This is a genomic window from Rhizobium sp. L9 (assembly GCF_002531885.1).
Lineage (GTDB): Bacteria > Pseudomonadota > Alphaproteobacteria > Rhizobiales > Rhizobiaceae > Rhizobium.
On record NZ_NWSZ01000003.1, the window covers coordinates 48671 to 67455 of the forward strand.

The 18785-nt window shown below is 61.0% G+C and carries 18 protein-coding genes; 5 read left to right on the top strand and 13 right to left on the bottom strand.

Annotation, left to right across the window (positions count from 1 at the left end):
- Nucleotides 1-39: 39 nt before the first annotated feature.
- On the bottom strand, nt 40-1023 hold the full coding sequence (locus tag CO660_RS02170) for a sugar-binding transcriptional regulator (protein WP_097597177.1): 984 nt from the start codon (nt 1021-1023) through the stop codon (nt 40-42).
- Between the two features lie 426 nt (nt 1024-1449).
- On the opposite strand from CO660_RS02170, the gene tal reads away from it, so the two are divergent.
- From tal to CO660_RS02185, 3 genes are all read left to right on the top strand, one after another.
- Nucleotides 1450-2415: a transaldolase gene (gene tal, locus CO660_RS02175; RefSeq protein WP_097597178.1), complete on the top strand. Its 966-nt coding sequence runs from the start codon at nt 1450-1452 to the stop codon at nt 2413-2415.
- A 92-nt stretch (nt 2416-2507) separates the two neighbouring features.
- Nucleotides 2508-3176, top strand: coding sequence for a DUF1345 domain-containing protein (locus tag CO660_RS02180; protein WP_097597179.1), 669 nt, complete (start codon nt 2508-2510; stop codon nt 3174-3176).
- Between the two features lie 109 nt (nt 3177-3285).
- Nucleotides 3286-3732: a DoxX family protein gene (locus CO660_RS02185; RefSeq protein WP_176536214.1), complete on the top strand. Its 447-nt coding sequence runs from the start codon at nt 3286-3288 to the stop codon at nt 3730-3732.
- An 84-nt stretch (nt 3733-3816) separates the two neighbouring features.
- On the opposite strand, the gene CO660_RS02190 is transcribed toward CO660_RS02185, so the two are convergent.
- The 7 genes from CO660_RS02190 to CO660_RS02220 form a co-directional block, all read right to left on the bottom strand.
- On the bottom strand, nt 3817-3990 hold the full coding sequence (locus CO660_RS02190; RefSeq protein WP_004678026.1) for a DUF1328 domain-containing protein: 174 nt from the start codon (nt 3988-3990) through the stop codon (nt 3817-3819).
- A 121-nt stretch (nt 3991-4111) separates the two neighbouring features.
- Nucleotides 4112-5539 (bottom strand): gamma-aminobutyraldehyde dehydrogenase, encoded by a 1428-nt coding sequence (locus CO660_RS02195; RefSeq protein ID WP_097597181.1) that lies wholly within the window; start codon nt 5537-5539, stop codon nt 4112-4114.
- Between the two features lie 13 nt (nt 5540-5552).
- The gene (locus CO660_RS02200; RefSeq protein WP_097597182.1) at nt 5553-6365 is read right to left on the bottom strand and encodes an ABC transporter permease; all 813 of its coding nucleotides are present in this window, start codon (nt 6363-6365) and stop codon (nt 5553-5555) included.
- A complete protein-coding gene (locus CO660_RS02205) occupies nt 6355-7317 on the bottom strand; it encodes an ABC transporter permease (RefSeq protein WP_097597183.1) in 963 nt (320 codons plus the stop codon). Before CO660_RS02205 ends, CO660_RS02200 begins: the two co-directional genes overlap by 11 nt.
- Nucleotides 7314-8300 carry an ABC transporter ATP-binding protein gene (locus tag CO660_RS02210; RefSeq protein WP_097597184.1) on the bottom strand — a complete coding sequence of 329 codons (987 nt, stop codon included), beginning with the start codon at nt 8298-8300 and terminating at the stop codon, nt 7314-7316. The genes CO660_RS02205 and CO660_RS02210 overlap by 4 nt, the downstream gene beginning before the upstream one ends.
- Before the next feature lie 208 nt (nt 8301-8508).
- Nucleotides 8509-9669 (bottom strand): ABC transporter substrate-binding protein, encoded by a 1161-nt coding sequence (locus CO660_RS02215; protein ID WP_097597434.1) that lies wholly within the window; start codon nt 9667-9669, stop codon nt 8509-8511.
- A 118-nt stretch (nt 9670-9787) separates the two neighbouring features.
- Nucleotides 9788-10696: a LysR family transcriptional regulator gene (locus tag CO660_RS02220; RefSeq protein WP_097597185.1), complete on the bottom strand. Its 909-nt coding sequence runs from the start codon at nt 10694-10696 to the stop codon at nt 9788-9790.
- Nucleotides 10697-10875: 179 nt separating this feature from the next.
- Between CO660_RS02220 and CO660_RS02225 the strand changes: the two genes are divergently transcribed.
- A complete protein-coding gene (locus tag CO660_RS02225) occupies nt 10876-11634 on the top strand; it encodes a hypothetical protein (protein ID WP_097597186.1) in 759 nt (252 codons plus the stop codon).
- A gap of 64 nt (nt 11635-11698) precedes the next feature.
- On the opposite strand, the gene lysS is transcribed toward CO660_RS02225, so the two are convergent.
- The 5 genes from lysS to CO660_RS02250 all read right to left on the bottom strand — a co-directional run bounded on the left by lysS (nt 11699) and on the right by CO660_RS02250 (nt 17407).
- A complete protein-coding gene (gene lysS / locus CO660_RS02230) occupies nt 11699-13195 on the bottom strand; it encodes a lysine--tRNA ligase (protein ID WP_097597187.1) in 1497 nt (498 codons plus the stop codon).
- Nucleotides 13196-13217: 22 nt separating this feature from the next.
- Entirely contained in the window at nt 13218-14684 is a 1467-nt protein-coding gene (gene gltX / locus CO660_RS02235) for a glutamate--tRNA ligase (protein WP_097597188.1), read from the bottom strand.
- Nucleotides 14685-14926: 242 nt separating this feature from the next.
- The gene (locus CO660_RS02240; protein ID WP_097597189.1) at nt 14927-15676 is read right to left on the bottom strand and encodes a TerC family protein; all 750 of its coding nucleotides are present in this window, start codon (nt 15674-15676) and stop codon (nt 14927-14929) included.
- A gap of 106 nt (nt 15677-15782) precedes the next feature.
- Nucleotides 15783-16619 carry an AraC family transcriptional regulator gene (locus tag CO660_RS02245; RefSeq protein WP_097597437.1) on the bottom strand — a complete coding sequence of 279 codons (837 nt, stop codon included), beginning with the start codon at nt 16617-16619 and terminating at the stop codon, nt 15783-15785.
- Nucleotides 16620-16726: 107 nt separating this feature from the next.
- Nucleotides 16727-17407 carry a TetR/AcrR family transcriptional regulator gene (locus CO660_RS02250; RefSeq protein WP_097597190.1) on the bottom strand — a complete coding sequence of 227 codons (681 nt, stop codon included), beginning with the start codon at nt 17405-17407 and terminating at the stop codon, nt 16727-16729.
- A gap of 151 nt (nt 17408-17558) precedes the next feature.
- On the opposite strand from CO660_RS02250, the gene CO660_RS02255 reads away from it, so the two are divergent.
- A complete protein-coding gene (locus CO660_RS02255) occupies nt 17559-18779 on the top strand; it encodes an HlyD family secretion protein (protein WP_097597191.1) in 1221 nt (406 codons plus the stop codon).
- Nucleotides 18780-18785: the final 6 nt, after the last annotated feature.

The following is an 18785-nucleotide window of genomic DNA, read 5'->3' on the forward strand; positions in this document are numbered from 1 at the left end:
AAAAGCACGGCATGCCAATCTCCAAGATCGCGGCGCCTTTTAGGCCTGTTCGGCAAGTTCCAGCAATGCTTGCGCCGCACCTTCATCGGTGATCAGCGTGTTGCAGCCGATGCGTTTGATCGTGGCGCGGATGGCGGTGGCCCGGTGGGCGCCGCCGGAGGAAAGCACGATGTGCTTGGCCTCTTTCAGCATGTCGAGATCGACGGACATCACCCGCTGGTTGATCGAGTGATCGACCGAATTTCCGTTCCTGTCGAGGAAGTTGAACATGGTGTCGCAGACGCAGCCGGCATTGATCAGTTCCTGCAACTCGGCCTTCGATATCCAGCCTTCCGATAGCGAGGTCGAGTGCGGCCCGATATCACCGCAGCTGACGATCGCGAGATCGAGGTTCTCGGCGAGGCGGTAGATCGTGTCCAATCCGCATTTGTCTATCAGATTGCGTTTGGTTTCGATGGAATCGACGAGAAGCGGCGCCAGGAACATGTAGCATTCGGCGCCGAGCTGATTGGCCAGCCGCCAGGTGTAATCGATCGGGTTCGTCTGGTGCACGGCAACGATGCCGCCGAGCAGCGAAACGACCTTGCAATTGGCGCGGCGTGGCGGCCGGAAGCTCGCCAGCGAGGCGGTCATGGTGCGGCCCCAGCCGACACCGATCGTGTAGTCGTCGGGAATGGCTTCGGAGAGGAACTGGCCAAGCGCCAAGCCGACGTTCTTTGCCAGTGAATCGACATCGCCATGAACCGGCGCAGGCACGACGATCGCTTCGTCGAGGCCATAGGCACGCTCCAGCTTGACCGAAAGCTCGACGCAATCGCCGATCGAATCGTTGATCCAGATCTGGACTTCGCTGCGTTTCATCGACTCGTCGAGCAGGCGGATCACCGTCGTTCGGCTGATGCCGAGCTGTTCGGCGACGTCTTTCTGGGTCAGGCCCTCATTGTAATAGAGCCATGCAGCCCTCAGCCGCAGCGAGGATGCCTCGGAATAGGCGGTATGGGTGCCGCGTTTGAGCTTGACCACGTCTCCTCCCGCAGGATTTTCGCCTAAATCCCTGATGGGACGAAAGGCTGCGCCTATGCGTTTGCTGCCGGGATAATGACGGGTGTGACACTTATGTCAATCAGAATGCACAAATGTCCTTGACTTTTCCTTGCGCGAACGGCGATAGTCCTCGCGACACAAAGTCGTCCCTGTCAGTCCGAGGAGGACATAGTGCGGGCATGCCGAAAGTCACGACCGGCCTTTGCGCCGCAGGCGGTATCGCCTGCGTTCGAGCAGCCGTTTGCATGCGGCCGGAACACGTCGACTGTCCCTCACGTTTATGAATCATCCGTGACGGAAGCGCGTATATTCACCCGCAGCATGCAAAACATCTGTCCCTAGATCATCTCTTTGCCGGGCGGAAGTCGCGCCGGTCCGCTTTGAATTCAATAAGGATCACCAACCATGACATCCAAGCTTGACCAACTCCGCGAGATTACCACCGTCGTCGCCGATACAGGCGATATTCAGGCAGTCGCCCGCCTGAAGCCGGTCGACTGCACGACCAATCCATCCATCGTCCTAAAGGCGCTCGGTACCGAAATGTTCGCAGACGACATGAAGGAAGCGATCGCCTGGGGCAAGAAGCTCGGCGGCGATGCAAATGTTGCCGCTGCAGCCGTTGCCGACCGCCTTGCCATCTCGGTCGGCGCCGCCCTGGTGAAGCTCGTTCCCGGCCGCGTTTCGACGGAAGTCGATGCCGACCTGTCCTTTGATACCGAAGCATCGCTGAACAAGGCACGCAGCATCATTGCCGCCTACAAGGAACGCGGCATCGAGAAAGACCGTATCCTCATCAAGCTCGCGTCTACCTGGGAAGGCATTCGCGCAGCGGAAATCCTGCAGAAGGAAGGCATAGACTGCAATCTGACGTTGCTCTTCTCCAAGGCGCAGGCGATCGCCTGCGCCGATGCCAAGGTTTTCCTGATTTCGCCCTTCGTCGGCCGTATCCTCGACTGGTACAAGAAGTCGACGGGCAAGGATTTCACTGCCGAGGAGGATCCGGGCGTCATCTCCGTCCGTGACATCTACAACTACTACAAGGCCAACGACATCAAGACGGTCGTCATGGGCGCGTCCTTCCGCAATACCGGCGAGATCGAAGCGCTGGCCGGTTGCGATCGCCTGACCATCGCTCCGAACCTGCTCGACGACCTTTCAAACGACCAGGGCAAGCTCGAGCGCAAGCTGTCGCCTGAAACGGTCAGGCCGGCTGCCAAAATCGCCGTCGACGAAAAGACCTTCCGCTGGATGATGAACGAAGACGCGATGGCGACGGAAAAGCTCGCGGAAGGCATCCGCGCCTTCGCCAAGGACCTGTCGACGCTGCGCACCATGGTGCAGAAGGAACTGCAGCTCGCTGCCGCCTGATAGAGCACGCTAACGATCGAAGGCGCGGATGCCGGCTGGCAACCGCGCCTTTTTCATGCTCTTATCAATGACATATGCTGTCGGAGACCGATATGGCGGACGAGGAAGCGGCAAGGTCGCCTTTGGCACTTGCCCGCAAGCACGCAAGCTTCATCATTGCCGCTGTTGCCGGACTTGTGGTCTTCTTGGCTCTGACCTCGCGAGAGGTCAGCGCCGGCAATATCTTGTTCGGCTGGAATATCAGCGCCATTGTTTTTGTCGCGCTCAGCTGGCGCAAGATGCTGCGGGCGACGGTCGAATCGATCCGGAAACGCGCCGCCGATCTCGATTTTTCGGATACCGTTTTGCTGGCCCTTTCGATCGGTGCTGCGCTTGCGAGCATCGTCGGCATCGGCACCGAGCTTCATTCGATCAAGGAGGCGCCACCTGACGTTGCGCTGACGCGAGCGGGTGCCGCGGTGCTGACGATTCTGATCTCGTGGATTTTTCTGCATACGCTTTTCACCATCCACTATGCCCATCATTTTTATGGCGGGGCGGACGAAGAGAGCGGCCTCAAATTCCCCGACGGCATCGAAGAGCCCGGCTATTGGGACTTCCTCTATTTCTCCTTCACCGTCGGCGTTGCCGCGCAGACCGCGGATGTCGCGGTCAGTTCGACCAGCATGCGCAAGCTAACACTGCTGCATGCCGTGCTGTCGTTCCTGTTCAACACGACGATCCTGGCGCTGGCGATCAATGTCGGTGCAAGCCTGTTATAATGCGCCGTAGCCGGCGACCGGGAGGATCCAGCCCATAACACCCGGGAGACGGGACGGAATTAACGCAGGGGCCACACGACCAGTCCACCTGCTCTGCAAAGCGGAGGGTATGATGAAGAGCATCGCAAGCCGGTTCCGATCAGCCGACCTCGTTCTGCTTCTGGGCAGGCTTCTGCTGGCGCTGATTTTTCTGCACGAAGGCTCGTCTCTTGCGGCAGATCTCGCGTCGACCATCGACACCTTCGCGAACTTAGGGATATCGGCGCCGGTAGCCTTGGCCACCATCGCTCTTCAAATCGGCGCCGGCATTTCCGTTGCGGCGGGTTTCCTCGGTCGGCTGGGTGCCACGGCGCTGGCGCTCTTCTGCCTGGCGACCGCCTTTCTCTTTCATACGAACTTTGCCAGCCAAAACGAATTCTTGCATTTCGAGAAGGACCTGGCGATTGCCGGCGGCATGTTCGTCCTCGCCGCTTCCGGAGCGGGTTCGATATCGGTCGACAATCTGCTGAAAAGGCGGGCTAACAGCCTGCATCCCTGGCTGAGGGCGATGCTGTAGCCAAATGCTGCCGGCTTTTGCGCGCCATGAACATGCCGCGGCTCTTCCGAGCCGCGGAATTGCTCCGGATTGGGCGGCGCCCGCTTACAAGACCGCCTGGCCGGCCATCAGCGCCAGAACCAGGAAGATCAGGAAGATCACCAGCGCAATACCGAAGAGCACGCGGGCGATGGTCGCGGTGGCGGCGGAGACGCCGGAGAAGCCAAAGAAGCCGGCGATGATCGAAATAACGAAGAATATCAGAGCCCATTTCAGCATGACATCATCCTTTGCGTTTGTCTGAAAAGACGCGGCAACCGGGAAATTGTTCCACGTCGCGCGAAATTGGACGATGTTCCTGCTGTCGGCGTGGCTTCCATATCCTTGACGTTTTCGCCGGTCAGCCGTGATTGATCATCACATGGCGAACGGCGGTATAATCCTCCAGCGCATAGACGGACATGTCCTTGCCGTAACCCGACTGCTTGAGGCCGCCATGCGGCATCTCGTTGACCAGCATGAAATGCGTGTTGATCCAGGTGCAGCCATATTGCAGGCGGCCGGCGGTCTTCATGCCGCGGCCGATATCCCTGGTCCAGACCGAGGAGGCGAGGCCGTAATCGCTGTCGTTCGCCCAAGCGATGGCATCGTCAGCGTCGGAGAAGCGGGTGACGGAGACGACCGGGCCGAAGACCTCGCGGCGGACGATCTCGTCGTCCTGCAAGGCGCCCGCAATGACGGTCGGCGTGAAGAAGAAGCCTTTGTCGCCGGAGACCTTGCCGCCGGTGGTGATTTCCATGTGCTTGTGCTCGGAAGCGCGGGCGACGAAACTTTCGACGCGGTCACGCTGGCGCCTGGAGATCAGCGGACCGATCTCGTTTTCGGTATCGTCGGCTTGGTTGAAGCGGATGCTTGAGACGGCCGAAGAGAGATCGGCAACGAAATTGTCGTAGACCTTGGCGTCGGCATAGATGCGGCAGGCCGCGGTGCAGTCCTGACCGGCATTGTAATAACCGAAGGTGCGGATGCCTGACACGACGGCATCGATATCGGCGTCGTCGAAGACGATGACCGGGGCCTTGCCGCCAAGTTCCAGATGAGTGCGCTTGACGGTCTTGGCGGCGGCCTGCAGCACCTTCTTGCCGGTGGCGACATCGCCCGTGATCGAGATCATGTTGACTTTGGCGTGGTTGATCAGCGCATTGCCGACGCTTTCGCCGCGGCCGAGGATGACGTTGACCACGCCTTCGGGAAGGATGTCGGAAAGCAGCTTCGCCATCTTCAGCGCTGTCAGCGGCGTCTGTTCCGAGGGTTTGAAGACGACGGTGTTGCCGCCCGCGATTGCCGGCGCCAGCTTCCAGGCCATCATCATCAACGGATAGTTCCACGGCGCGATCGAGCCGACGATGCCGATCGGATCACGGCGGATCATCGAGGTGTGGCCGGGCAAGTATTCGCCGGCGGCCGGTCCGTGCAGGTTGCGCACTGCCCCCGCGAAGAAGCGGTAACAATCGACGATTGCCGGGATTTCATCGTTCAGCACTGAATTGATCGGCTTGCCGCAGTTCAGCGCTTCCAGCGCGGCGAAACCGGCGGCGTCCTTCTCGATAGCGTCGGCGATCTTCAGCAGGTAACTCGAGCGTTCGGAAGGCGTCGTCTGCGACCACCTCTTGAAGGCTTGTTCGGCGGCATCGACGGCGGCATCGACCTGGGAAAGCGAGGCCTCGGGGAGGTCGATCACCGTCTCTCCGGTCCTCGGGTTCAGGATGTGCTCTTCTGTCTCCGTGCCTTTTTCGAAGCGGGAACCGATCAACATTTGCGTATCCATGATGTTCTCCCTGTTATTTGCCGGCACCGGCGATCTGCTCGCCGTCGCGGGTGAGGTAATAGGCTGCCAGGATCGGCAGGAAGGTGACGAGCACCACGACCATGGCGACCACATTGGTGACGGGGCGCTGGCGCGGGCGGATGAGTTCTTCGAGCATCCAGATCGGCAGCGTCGATTGCTGGCCGCCGGTGAAGGTGGTGACGATGACCTCATCGAAGGACAGGGCAAAAGCGAGCATGCCGCCGGCAAGCAGGGCAGTGCCGATATTCGGCAGGATGACATGGCGGAAGGTCTGGAAGCCGTCGGCGCCGAGATCCATCGAAGCTTCGATCAGCGAGCCGGAGGTGCGGCGGAAGCGGGCGACGGCGTTGTTGTAGACGACCACCACGCAGAAAGTGGCGTGGCCGAGCACGATGGTCCAGACCGAGAACGGGATGTCGAAGAGGCTGAAGGCGGAGCGCAGCGCAATGCCGGTGATGATGCCGGGAAGCGCGATCGGCAGGATGACCAGCAGCGAGATCGCCTCGCGGCCGAAGAACTTCGTTTGGCTGACGGCCGCGGCACAGAGCGTGCCGAGGATCAGCGCGATCGCGGTGGCGATGACGGCGACCTGCACGGAAAGGCCGAGCGCCGACCAGACGTCGGGCCGGTTCCAAGCAACGGCGAACCATTGCAGCGTCAGCCCGGGTGGCGGCCACTGATAGCTCTTCTCCTCCGTCGTGAAGGCATAGACGAAGATCAGCAGGATCGGCAGGTGCAGGAAAAGCAGCCCGCCGGCGGCGGCGATCTTCAAGGGCAGCGGCGATGTCTTGAGATCAGAGCGCATCGAAGGCCCCCAGTCTTTTGGCGAGCGACAGATAAAGCGCCATGATGACGATCGGCACGACCGAGAAGGCAGCCGCCAGCGGCACGTTGCCAGCCGTCCCCTGCTGCGCATAGACGGCTTGGCCGATGAACAGCCTGGAAGAGCCGATGATCTGCGGGATGATGTAATCGCCGAGGGTCAGCGAAAAGGTGAAAATCGAACCGGCGACGATGCCGGGGAGTGCCAGGGGCAGCAGCACGGTGCGGAATGTCTGGCGCGGGGTGGCGCCGAGATCCGCCGAGGCCTCGATCAGGTTGCCGGGCACACGCTCGAGGGCCGCCTGAGTCGGCAGGATCATGTAGGGCAGCCAGATATAGACGAAGACGATGAAGGTGCCGAGGTAGCTGACCGAAAGCGAATTGCCGCCGACGACGGGCAGGTTCAGGACGCCGTCGAGAAGCCAGGAGAGATGGAGCTGTTCGAAGATCCAGGTCAGGATGCCTTCTTTAGCGAGGATCAGCTTCCAGGCGTAGATCTTGACGAGATAACTCGACCAGAGCGGCAGCATGACGCCGAGATAAAACAGCACCTTCCATTTGCCCTGCGCATAACGGGCGGCGTAGTAGGCGATCGGGAAGGCGATGAGTGCGGAAGCGACGGTGACCAGCGCCGCCATCACGACGGTGCGGACAATGATGTCGAAATTCGTCGGGCTCAGAAGCTGGGCGTAGGTCGACAGCGTGAATTCGTAGTTCACCAGTCCGGAAAAATCGTCGATCGAGAAGAAACTCTGCAGAAGCAGGGCGATGAGCGAGCCGATATAGATGATGCCGAGCCAGAGCAGGGGCGGTGTCAGCATCAGGAACAGCAAAAGCTTCGGGTGCCGCCAGAAGGCATCCGACAGCCGGCCGAAGACGCCGCTGCGTCCCGGAAGGATCGATGTCTTGCCGTCGGAGATGATGAGTGCCGTCATGCCGCATCGTCCATGTAGTGGATATCGGCGGGCTGCCAGGCAAGCCGGATGCCGGCGCCGATATCCGGCACAGGCATGTCTGCCGGCAGCGTGACATGCAGCCGGCTGCCCTGCAGGTCGACGCTGAGACGGGTGGCGGCGCCGAGGAAGCTCGCATGCTCGACCTTCGCCTCGATGCCGTCGCTTGCCAGCCGGATCGCCTCGGGGCGCAGGCTCGCCCAGCGTTTCTCGCCGCCGATCGCTGCCATCAGATCAGGCGCGATTACATTAGACGAGCCGACGAAATCGGCGACGAAACGGGTCTTCGGGCAGCGATAGATATCCTGCGGCGTGCCGTGCTGGACGATATTGCCATTGTTGAAGACCGCGACGCGATCGGCCATAGACAGCGCCTCGCCCTGATCATGGGTGACGAAGACAAAGGTGATGCCGAGCGCGCGCTGCAGGCTCTTCAATTCCTCCTGCATCTGCTCCCGCAGCTTCAGGTCCAGCGCACCGAGCGGCTCATCGAGCAGCAGCACCTTCGGCTTGTTGACGAGGGCGCGGGCGAGCGCCACGCGCTGCCGCTGGCCGCCGGAGAGCTGGCCGGGGCGGCGGCCGCCATAACCCGGCAGTTTGACGAGCTCGAGGGCTTCTCCCGCCGCCTTCATCCGCTCCGCCTTGCCGACGCCCTTGACCATCAGCCCGTAGGCGACGTTGTCGAGGATGTTGAGATGCGGGAAGAGCGCGTAATCCTGGAATACGGTGTTGACGTTGCGCCGATAGGGCGGAACGCCGTCGGCCGTCTCGCCGAAGATCTGAATGTGGCCTGCTGTCGGCTGTTCGAAGCCGGCGATCAATCTGAGGCACGTCGTCTTGCCGGAGCCGGAGGGCCCGAGCATGGCAAAGAATTCGCCCGGCGCTATTTCGAGATCGACGCCGTCGACGGCGCGAACCTGGCCGAAATGGCGCGATACCTGTTGGAAGCGGACGGCTGACGTCATGGAAGGCTCCGGTCTTTCAATAGAGGGCGTCGGTCGCGGCTTAAAAGACCCCGCCCCAAACCCCTCCCCACAAGGGGAGGGCTTAATCTGCCGCACCCTCGCAACGAACTCGGTGTTCAAGAGGAGCGAGGCGGTGCCACTTGTAGCCCCTCCCCCTTGTGGGGAGGGGTTGGGAAGGGTTCTTCAACCATACAAGCCGACTTGGCTATTACCGCCCGCCAATCACGCCGATGTAATCCGACACCCAGCGGTGATAGGGCACGCATTCGCTCTGCGTTGCGCATTTGGCGACCGGTGTTTTCCAGAACTTGATCTTGTCGAAGTGATCGAAGCCGTTGGTGGCGCAGCCGGTTTCTCCCATCAGCTCGTTGCCCTTGCAGGCAGCGGGAACGGAGGGCACGGCGCCGAACCAGGCGGCGGCGTCGCCCTGGACCTTGGCCTGCAGCGAATGTTCCATCCACATATAGGCGCAGTTCGGATGTTCGCTGTCGGCGTGCAGCATGGTCGTGTCGGCCCAGCCGGTGACGCCTTCATCCGGAAAGGTGGAGGCGATCTTCTGCTTGTCGGCCTGGAGCAGGTTGACCTGGAAGGGCCAGGAGCCGGAGGCGACGACGCCTTCGTTCTTGAAGTCGTCGATCTGGATCATCGCGTCGTGCCAGTAGCGTGAGACGAGCTTGCGCTGGCCGCGCAACAGGTCGAGGGCGGCCTTGTACTGGTCCTCGGTCAGTTCGTACGGGTCCTTGATGCCGAGATCGGGCTTATGGGCCATCAGATACATGGCCGCATCGGCGATATAGATCGCGCCGTCATAGGCCTGGACGCGGCCCTTGTTTGACTTGCCGTCCGGCAGGGTCTGCTCCTCGAAGACGACACCCCAGCTGGTCGGCGCCTTGTCCTTGAAGGCGTCGGTATTGTACATCAGGACGTTCGGCCCCCAGAGATAGGGCACGCCGTAATGCACGCCGCCGACCGTGTACCATGGGCCGTCCTGCAGGCGCTTGTCGACATTCTTGAAGCTCGGGATCAGATCGGTATTGATCGGCTGGACACGCTTGCCGGCGATGAGGCGAAGCGACGCGTCGCCGGATGCGGTGACGAGATCGAAGCCACCTTCGTTCATCAGCGACACCATCTCATCGGATGTGGCGGCAGTCTTGACTGAGACCTTGCAGCCGGTTTCCTTTTCGAAGCCGGTGACCCAGTCGTAATTCTTGTCGGTTTCGCCGCGTTCGATGTAGCCGGCCCAGGCGACGATGCTGACCGCGCCTTCGCCCTTACCCAAGGCCTTCAGCGGTTCGACGGCGACCACCTGTGTCGCGAAGCTCAGGCAGGCGAGTGCTGCCGTGCAGGATTTCAAGAGATTCGTCATCTGCGTCTCCCGGTTTGGTGCCACTTCTGTGGCGATTTGTTCCCGGTTGAAAAGGTGACGCCAAAAGCCCGGTTTCGCAAATTCATTTATCAGAAAGGCGATATCGGAAATTCCGATATCAGCGAAGCCGGCCGGACCGCATGGTTTCGGCGATGCCGACGAAATCACGCGCCGCCTGCGGCAGGCTCGAGCCCTTGCGCCAGACCATGCCCACCTGGACGACCGGCAGCGAGCCGGAGACGTCGCGGCTCTCGATGCGGTCGCCTTCGAGCGACCAGGGTCGGTAGACAAGATCGGGCAGCAGCGCCACGCCGGCGCCTGTGGCGACCAGGCTGCGCACCGCTTCCACCGAGCGGGTGCGGAAGGCGACATGCGGGCGGGCGCCGAGTGCGGAGAGCAGTTTGCCGGTATTCTCCTCGATCTCGTCGACCGTCAGCATGATCAGCGGTTCGCGGGCGATATCGGCGACAGAGATGATATCGGCCGACACCAGCGGATGGCCCATCGGCAGCCAGAGGCGATAGGGCGAGGTTTCGAGGATTTCCGCCTGGAGCGCCATGCGGTCGCGCAGATTGGATATCACCATCACCGCCACGTCGAGTTCGCCGCCGACCAGCAGATGTTCGAGATAGCCGCCATTGTCCTCGATGGCGCTGACTTCGATGCCCGGGCAGGCGCGCCGGTATCGCGCCAGCAGATCGGAGAGAACGTAGCCGGCGACAAGCGAGGTGACGCCGATATTCAACGTGCCGGAGAGGGTACTCTGCTGGCCGGAGAAGCTGGTCCGCGCATCGGAGACGGAGGCGAGAATCTTGGTCGCGTGACGGAGGAACTGATGTCCGTTGTGGGTAATCGTCAGGCCGCGCGGATGGCGCTCGAAGAGTTCGACGCCGAGATCGGTTTCGAGCTCCTTCAGCGCTTCCGTCACCGAGGATTGCGAGATCGAAAGGTTCTGCGCGGCTCGTGTCACCGAACCCTGTTCGGCGACGGCCACGAAATATTGGATCTGGCGAAGCGTGAAGGCCATGGGTGTTTAGAGCATGGCGGAATGTGCCGTGGCAAGCAGCCGAAAAATTCGGACCTTTTTTGGGATTTTCCTGAAATGGAGCGAGCACGGGGCGCCCACTTAAACTTTCCGAAACGTCATTTCCCTAGCATTCTCAGCACCTGTCCTGCGTTGGAGTTTGAGATGGCGGAGCAGTTGGCGTGAAGGCCTTACTGCGCATATTCCGGCCTTCCCGGAAATTGGCAATCATCATCGGCGGAGTCGCGCTTCTGGCGGGCGTTTCCGGCGGCGCGGCGCTGTATGTCGGCAAGGACAGGCTGATCGGCGTCTCCGATGGCGGCGCGCTCGAATGCAGCGACGTCAACCTTGTGACGATCAGAAAGCAGGATCATGTCTGGGTGCGGAAATACATAAAGACCGAACCGACCGACGGGATGACGCGGGTCAGGACCGCGCTCCGTGTCGCCCAGGCCGTCTATGCCGCGCAGAAACCGGACCTGGTACAGGTGGTGGTGCTTGATGAGAACGGCCCAACGCTGCGCGCCGATATTCGCGGCCGGGCGATAGGCGCCGATGTCGTCTTCATCCCGCATCCCGACAAGAACGTTCCCGGCCTCGACGACAAGCGCTATACGGCGCGCTACTACGACGGCAAGGCCAGCGAAAACGGATTGTTCTTCGGCGAGCGTATCGAACTGCCGGCCGATGAGATCGCCATGATCAGCGCTGGCTTCAAGGATCCGGAGGATTGCGTCGATCCGGTCGCCGTCGCCTCGACCAAGGGCGAGGCGACGGGCAAGAAGATTGGGGAGAAGGACAAGAAGGCCGAGGGCGGGGGACATGGCGCGGCACCGGCTGCCGAAAGCGAACCGGCGCCAGCTGCCGAGGGCGACGGCGCCGATGTAGTGGCCGAGGCGCCGGCCGAAGAGCCGCCGGCGGAAGCCGCCAAGAGCCACTGAACAGGCATATGAAAAAGCGGAGCGCCGGCCGGCACTTCGCTTTGTTCAACCTGCATCTTTCCTGTCAGTCGGCCTTGCTGCGGCGGGCCGGGAAGAGGATGACGTCGCGGATCGACGGCGCGTTGGTCAGAAGCATGATCAGACGGTCGACGCCGATGCCGAGGCCACCAGCCGGCGGCATGCCCTGGTCGATCGCGTCCAGGAATTCGTCGTCCAGCTGCTTTTCCTTTTCGCCGCGGGCATGCGCCTGCTCGAGCTGCTCGACCATGCGGCGGCGCTGCTCCTCGGGATCATTGAGTTCCGAGAAGGCATTGCCGAGTTCCCAGGCGTTGCAATAGGTCTCGAAGCGTTCGACAAGCCGCGGCTCGCCCGGCACTTCCTTGGCGAAGGGCGAGATGTCCTTCGGGAAATGCGTGACGTGGGCCGGCTGGATCAGCGTCGCTTCCACCTTTTCCTCGAAGATGAAGGCGAGGCATTCGCCCCAGGTCCAGTCCTTCTCGACCGCAAAGCCGGCAGCCTTGGCGGCGGCGCGGGCTTCCTCGTCGGTCTTGATGGCGAGGAAATCGATGCCGGTCGCTTCCTTGACGGCATCCGGCATCGGCACACGCTTGAACGGCCCCTTGAAGGAGAGGCGCTTGTCGACGAAGTCGAATTCCGTCGTGCCATGAATGGAGAGCGCCAGGGTCTCGAACAGCCGCTCGACGAGGTCCATCATGTCGTCGTAATCGGCATAGGCCCAGTAGCACTCCATCATGGTGAATTCGGGATTGTGGCGGGTGGAGACGCCTTCGTTGCGGAAGTTCCGGTTGATCTCGAAGACCTTATCGGTGAGGCCAGAGACCAGCGTACGCTTCAGGAACAGTTCCGGCGCGATGCGCAGATACATGTCGAGCTTCAGCGTGTTGTGATGCGTCTTGAACGGCTCGGCGGTGGCGCCGCCATAGACGGAATGCAGCATCGGTGTCTCGACTTCCATGAAGCCGTCATTCTCCATGAAACGGCGGATTCCGGAGACGATCTTCGAGCGCTGCTGGAAGCGCAGCTTCGAATCCTCGTTGGTCATGATGTCGAGATGGCGCTTGCGATAACGCAGCTCGATATCGGAGAGACCGTGCCACTTCTCGGGCATCGGCAGCAGCGACTTCGTCAGCATTTCGATTTTCTGCGCGTTGATCGTCAGCTCGCCGCGCTTGGTGCGGCGCACGATGCCGGTGACACCGATGATGTCGCCGATATCGATCATCGGCAGCAGCGCGCGGGCCTCTTCCGGCGTCGTGTCCTTGTGGCTGAAGATCTGGATCTTGCCGGAGGCGTCATGGATATCCATGAACATGCCGGAATTGCGCGAGGAATAGACGCGGCCGGCGACGGTGACGACATCCTGCGTCTCGACGTCGGGTTCCAGAGATTCATACTTGGCGCCAAGCTCGGCATTGGTCAGCGTCCGGTGAAAATGCGCCGGATAGACATCGCCGATCTGCGCGCGCAGCAGCTTGAGCTTCTGGGCGCGCACCTCGGTCGCGTCGGAGGAAAGGGTGTTTTCGGTCTTGTTGTCAGCCACTGTCGAAATCCTCTGACTTTTCTTATTTCGAGCCGACGAGGGCGGCGACCGCCTGTGCTGCGAGCTTCAGGCGCTGGCGCACGACGGAGCGGCCGAGCAGCGCCATGGAATCGAAGAGCGGCAGCGAACGCGACGAGCCGGAGAGGGCGACGAAGAGCGGTGCCACCACGACCTTCAGCTTTTTGCCCATGCGGTCGGCGACGGCGCGCAGCTCCGCCTCGATCGTCTCGACATTCCATTCCAGGATCTTTTCGAGATCGGGCTGGACGGTGTTGAGGATCTCTAGGATCTCTTCCGGCGGCGATTTGATCTTGGCGAAATCGGACGGCTGCAGGCTAAGATCGGATTTCAGCAGGAAGCCTGCTAGATCGGGCAGTTCACCGAGCTTGGAAATGCGCGTCTGCGACAGGCGCAGGCCGGCCTTCAGGCGATCGTTCTCCATCGCCCAGGTCAGTACACGCGCCTGGAATTCCTCCTCGGAGAGCTTCTCGCGGATCCAGCGGCCGTTCAGCCAGTCGAGCTTCTGAATGTCGAAGATCGCGCCTGCTTTGGAGAGATTGTCCGGATCGAACTTTTCGGACAGTTCTTCCATCGTCAGAAGCTCTTCGCCTTCGGCGATCTGGATGAAGAACAAGCCGAGGAAGTTCATCAGCGCCTCGGGGATATAACCGAGCGCGGAATAATAGGAGATCGAGGTTGGGTTCTTGCGCTTCGACAGCTTCGACTTGTCGGCGTTGCGCATCAACGACAGATGCATGAAGACCGGCTGCTCCCAGCCGAAATAGCGATAGAGCAGGATGTGCTTCGGCACCGACGCCAGCCATTCCTCGCCGCGCGCCACATGGGTGATCTTCATCAGATGATCGTCGATAACATTGGCCATGTGATAGGTCGGCATGCCGTCGGCCTTGATGAGGACCTGCATGTCGACGGAATCCCACGGAATGGAGACGTCGCCGTAGACGCCGTCGGTAAAGTCGCACGAGCCTTCGGCCGGGATCTTCATGCGGATGACGGTGCTTTCGCCGGCCGCCATGCGCGAGGTGACTTCTTCGGCCGTGAGGTTCAGGCAGAGACCGTCGTATTTCGGCGGCTTGCCGTCGGCGCGCTGCGCCTCGCGCATCTGCTCCAGCCGCGCAGGCGTGCAGAAACAGCGGAAGGCATGGCCATTGTCCAGCAGCTCCTGTGCATAGGGCTGGTACATCGGCTTGCGGTCGGACTGGCGATAAGGGCCGTAGGGACCGCCGATATCGGGGCCTTCCTTCCATTCCAGCCCGCACCATTTCAGCGCGTCCAGCACCTTGGTCTCGAATTCCGGGGTCGAGCGCGTCGCATCGGTATCTTCGATGCGCAGGATGAACTCGCCACCGTGCTTCTTGGCAAAGAGGTAGTTGAAGAGAGCGATATAAGCGGTACCGACATGCGGCTCGCCGGTCGGCGAGGGAGCGATGCGGACGCGGACGCCGGAAGCTGTCCCGGAATTTGTCATTGTATGTGCCCGTCAATGAATGCCGGACTGCTTTCACGGGAAAGCGACGTTCGGCCGGAAGGATGCAGATATCTTCTCGGCAAACCGGCCGAAAAAGGGCATTCGCCCGCACCATTCGCCGATCGTCCGTTCGGCTGGCCTTAGGCCATATTCAACCGGGCGCGTCAAGAAAAACCGCGTCCGCAACGGCTTGCGGACGCTGAGAAGGTGCGCCGGTTGCGGCCCACGCTCCCGTATCTGCCTCAGTGCGCGCCTTCGCGTTTCCGCTTGCGGGCGTTGCGTGCGAACATGTTCAGCACCTCGACCAGCGCCGAGAAGGCCATGGCGGCGTAGACGTAGCCCTTCGGCACGTGGAAGCCCATGCCTTCGGCGATCAGCGTCGTGCCGATCATCAGCAAGAAGGCGAGCGCCAGCATGACGATCGTCGGATTTCTTTCGATGAAGTTGGCGAGCGGGGTCGCGGCAACCAGCATGACGGTCACAGCGGCGATGACGGCGATCACCATAATCGGCAGATGCGGCGTCATGCCGACGGCGGTGATGATGCTGTCGACGGAGAAGACCAGGTCGAGCAGCAGGATCTGACCGATCGCCGATGCAAAGCCTGTCGTTGCCGACGTGGCGATGAAATCTTCCTGATGGTCTACGGGGTCGACGCTGTGGTGAATTTCCTTGGTGGCTTTCCAGACGAGGAACAGGCCGCCGGCGATCAGGATCAGGTCCTTCCATGAGAAGCCGTGGCCGAAGGCTTCAAACAGCGGTTCGGTCAGTTGCACGATCCAGGCAACGGTGCCGAGCAACGCCAGACGCATGACGAGGGCAAGGCCGATGCCGATCCGGCGAGCTCTCTCGCGGTGCTCAGGAGGCAGTTTGTTGGTCAGAATGGAAATGAAGATCAGGTTGTCGATCCCGAGAACGACTTCCATCACCACCAGTGTGATGAGCGCCACCCAGGCGGCCGGGTCCTGAATGAGCGTCATGATATCCTGCATCAGCGTATATCCTCTTTGGCGTCACATGATGGAACGAGCGCGCAATGTAATGGCGCCTGCCGTCCGGACAAGCGCCACAAGCGGGTATACGAAACTGATATGATCTTTATTCCCTTACAGGCAGCCAGATTTCGGTGACGCCCATGCCGGTATAGGGATCGAAGCGCTCGTCGTAACGTTCGAACATGTCAGGTGTTTCGCCATGTTCCAGGCCTGAGCTTGGCCACCATGTGCCGAAAATCCGGTTCATGGTCAGGGAAATGCCGGAGACATGGCCGCGATGGGTGAAGACGGCGTAGCGCTGTCCCGGAAGCTTGAGCGTCGTAAACTCCGCGGGCAAGTCGCCGGCGTCGGAAATCTCGGCTGCGGCCATGTAGCGGAATTTCTCCTCCTCGCCGATATGTCTGCAGATGCCATAGGCGACATTGCCTTTCTGGCCTGGAATATGCCCGAAATGGGTATTGAACTTTTGCCAAAGCGACGGGATGGCGGCATTGTCGCCATAAGGGTAGGTCTCCTGCAGGCCGGCAAAGAGCATTGGTTGAAGAGTCTCGAAACGGGGTGGTTCGAGGTCGTTGAGGTGGTCGGTATCCATTCGGATCGGCTCCAATAAAACAAGGTTACGGGCGTGTCCCTGTCTGCGCACAGCATCCGGCGTCATGCCGAACTGCTCGCGGAAGGCACGGGTGAAAGCTTCGTGCGAGCCGTAGCCCGCGCAAAGCGCAACCTCGAGAATGGTGGATGAGCCGGTGACCAATGCGGGCACGGCGCGGCTGAGGCGCCGTCCTCTCATGTAGCTGCTGATCGAGTGGCCGGTGACGAGCCCGAAGACGCGCGACAGATGGTAGCGCGACAATCCGGCTGCGTCCGATATCTCTTCCAGCGATATATCGCTTTCGAAATGGCTCTCTATGAACCAGATCGCCCGTGCGATGGCATTCATCTTCATTCCCCTGGTTGCGGCTCCTTCATTAGAGAAAAGCCGGCAGCCGGGTTTGATCGTCCTTGCGGAGTTTTGGCCGAAGGGGAGCGGCAGTCAAGAATGCGGGATTAAGCAGTCTCGTGCCGGCGCGCGCCGTAGGCTGCCATGAAGACCTTGATCGCACCGCGGATGACGCGGTCGATTTCCTCACGAGTCGGCGGTTCTTCCATGCTGCCGAACAGGCGGAGCTTGAAGAAGCTGCCGCTGGCAAGATCGAGAAACTGGCCGGCGGCAAGATCGATATCGTCGATCTCGAGCTGGCCTTCGGCGACATGCTGTTCCAAAAAATCGCGCATGATCGTGCGCAGGTTTACCGGGCCCTTGAAAAAGCGTTGACAGAGCACCGGCATGCGGTCGCGAACGCCGAGAACGGTCCGCATCGCGCTGATGACCTTCTCATCGGTCATGTGGGTGACGAAGCTTATCCCGAATTCGTACAGGCCGGATTCGGGGTCATCATGCTCGGCAAGGGCTGTGCGCACGGCCGCCACGAAGGCGGCGCGCTCGGTCTCGATCATCGCCGAAAACAGCTCTTCCTTGTTGGTGAAATAGACGTAGAGCGTCCCCTTGGACACGCCAGCTTCGCGCGTTACGTCGTTCATGCTGGCGGCGTCGAAGCCCATTTTCATGAAGACTCGCTTGGCGCCGGCAAGAATTTGCTGGCGCTTGGTCGGGTCTTCGCCCGCGGCAAATCGGCCCCCGGCAGCGGGAGGACTGAATACGGCGGTGTCGTCGGGTTTAAGCGTCATATCTCCTTAACCGTGTTCACGGTTTCGCATTTTCCTTAAAGAAATCGAACCGATTGGTTCTATACATCTTGATATGACGATAAAACAGGTTTATGTCAACTGAACCGAACCGTTCAGTTCGATTATTCACTCCAAGATCGGTAAAGTGGCCATGTCGAGCAACCAGAAGAGCAACGTCGCGCGTATTGTCAGCGAAAACGCCGAGGCCGAAGAGGCAAAGGCCGATGTCGCGGTCGTCGCAGACGCTCCAAAGGCGGAAGCCCGCGATACGCCGCCAGCGCCAGCCCAGTCGGCGCCGGCCCAGGCTCCGGTTGCTCCTCCCGCTGCCGCGAAAAAGCGCCGTAGCCCGGTGCTTCCGATTGTCGTGCTCGCCCTTCTGGCAGGCGGCGGCTGGTATGGATACGAATGGTGGACGAACGGCCGGTTCATGGTGTCGACCGACGACGCCTATATCGAAGGTGATATCGCGACCATCTCGCCGAAGGTTACCGGCTATGTCGCGAAGGTGAATGTTGTTGCCAACCAGGAAGTCAAGGCAGGCGACGTTCTCGCCACCCTTGATAACGGCGACTACCAGAATGCCCTCGATCAGGCGAATGCCCAGATCGCAACCGAGCAGCTTTCGCTGAGCCGTATCGATGCGCAGATCGAAGGCGCCAAGGCGAGCCTCGTGCAGGCTCAGGCGCAGAAGACTGCCCTCGAAGCCACGGTTCGCGGCGCGGAAATCAAGCAGAAGCGCCAGAGCGACCTGCAGGCAAAGTCGGTCGGCACCACCGCAGATCTTGATGATGCCAATACCGCACTCGATCAGGCCAAGGCCAATCTCGCAGGTGGCGATGCCAATATCGTGGCTGCGCAGGCCAATATTGCCATCCTCGAAGCGCAGCGCAAGGAGGCCGAAGGTTCGGTCCGTTCGCTGGAAATCTCCCGAGACAAGGCCGCCCGCGATCTCTCCTTCACCGTGCTCAAGGCGCCTTATGACGGCATCGTCGGCAACCGCTCTGTCCAGGAAGGCGATCTCGTCTCGCCCGGCCAGCGCCTGATGGCGCTCGTTCCGGTGCGCCAGCTTTATATCGACGCCAATTTCAAGGAAACGCAGATCCAGCATCTCGTTCCGGGCTCGAAGGTCAAGGTCCATGTCGATGCCTATGACGATCATCCGATCGTCGGCACCGTCGAATCGATCTCGCCGGCCTCCGGTTCGGTCTTTTCGCTGCTGCCGCCGGAAAACGCCACCGGCAACTTCACCAAGGTGATCCAGCGCGTGCCGGTTCGCATTGCGCTGCCGCAAGATGCCCTCGACAGCGGGCGTCTGCGCGCGGGCCTCAGCGTCGTCGTAGACGTCGATACCCGCACGGCGCCGAACAAGTAGCTCTCA

Coding starts and splice junctions, on each gene's coding strand:
- CO660_RS02210 (WP_097597184.1), bottom strand. CDS start 8,300: ATGACGTCAGCCGTCCGCTTCCAACAGGTATCGCGCCATTTCGGCCAG.
- CO660_RS02240 (WP_097597189.1), bottom strand. CDS start 15,676: ATGCAGGATATCATGACGCTCATTCAGGACCCGGCCGCCTGGGTGGCG.
- CO660_RS02245 (WP_097597437.1), bottom strand. CDS start 16,619: ATGAATGCCATCGCACGGGCGATCTGGTTCATAGAGAGCCATTTCGAA.
- CO660_RS02195 (WP_097597181.1), bottom strand. CDS start 5,539: ATGGATACGCAAATGTTGATCGGTTCCCGCTTCGAAAAAGGCACGGAG.
- CO660_RS02215 (WP_097597434.1), bottom strand. CDS start 9,669: ATGACGAATCTCTTGAAATCCTGCACGGCAGCACTCGCCTGCCTGAGC.
- CO660_RS02190 (WP_004678026.1), bottom strand. CDS start 3,990: ATGCTGAAATGGGCTCTGATATTCTTCGTTATTTCGATCATCGCCGGC.
- CO660_RS02250 (WP_097597190.1), bottom strand. CDS start 17,407: ATGACGCTTAAACCCGACGACACCGCCGTATTCAGTCCTCCCGCTGCC.
- CO660_RS02200 (WP_097597182.1), bottom strand. CDS start 6,365: ATGCGCTCTGATCTCAAGACATCGCCGCTGCCCTTGAAGATCGCCGCC.
- tal (WP_097597178.1), top strand. CDS start 1,450: ATGACATCCAAGCTTGACCAACTCCGCGAGATTACCACCGTCGTCGCC.
- CO660_RS02220 (WP_097597185.1), bottom strand. CDS start 10,696: ATGGCCTTCACGCTTCGCCAGATCCAATATTTCGTGGCCGTCGCCGAA.
- CO660_RS02255 (WP_097597191.1), top strand. CDS start 17,559: ATGTCGAGCAACCAGAAGAGCAACGTCGCGCGTATTGTCAGCGAAAAC.
- CO660_RS02180 (WP_097597179.1), top strand. CDS start 2,508: ATGGCGGACGAGGAAGCGGCAAGGTCGCCTTTGGCACTTGCCCGCAAG.
- CO660_RS02185 (WP_176536214.1), top strand. CDS start 3,286: ATGATGAAGAGCATCGCAAGCCGGTTCCGATCAGCCGACCTCGTTCTG.
- CO660_RS02205 (WP_097597183.1), bottom strand. CDS start 7,317: ATGACGGCACTCATCATCTCCGACGGCAAGACATCGATCCTTCCGGGA.
- gltX (WP_097597188.1), bottom strand. CDS start 14,684: ATGACAAATTCCGGGACAGCTTCCGGCGTCCGCGTCCGCATCGCTCCC.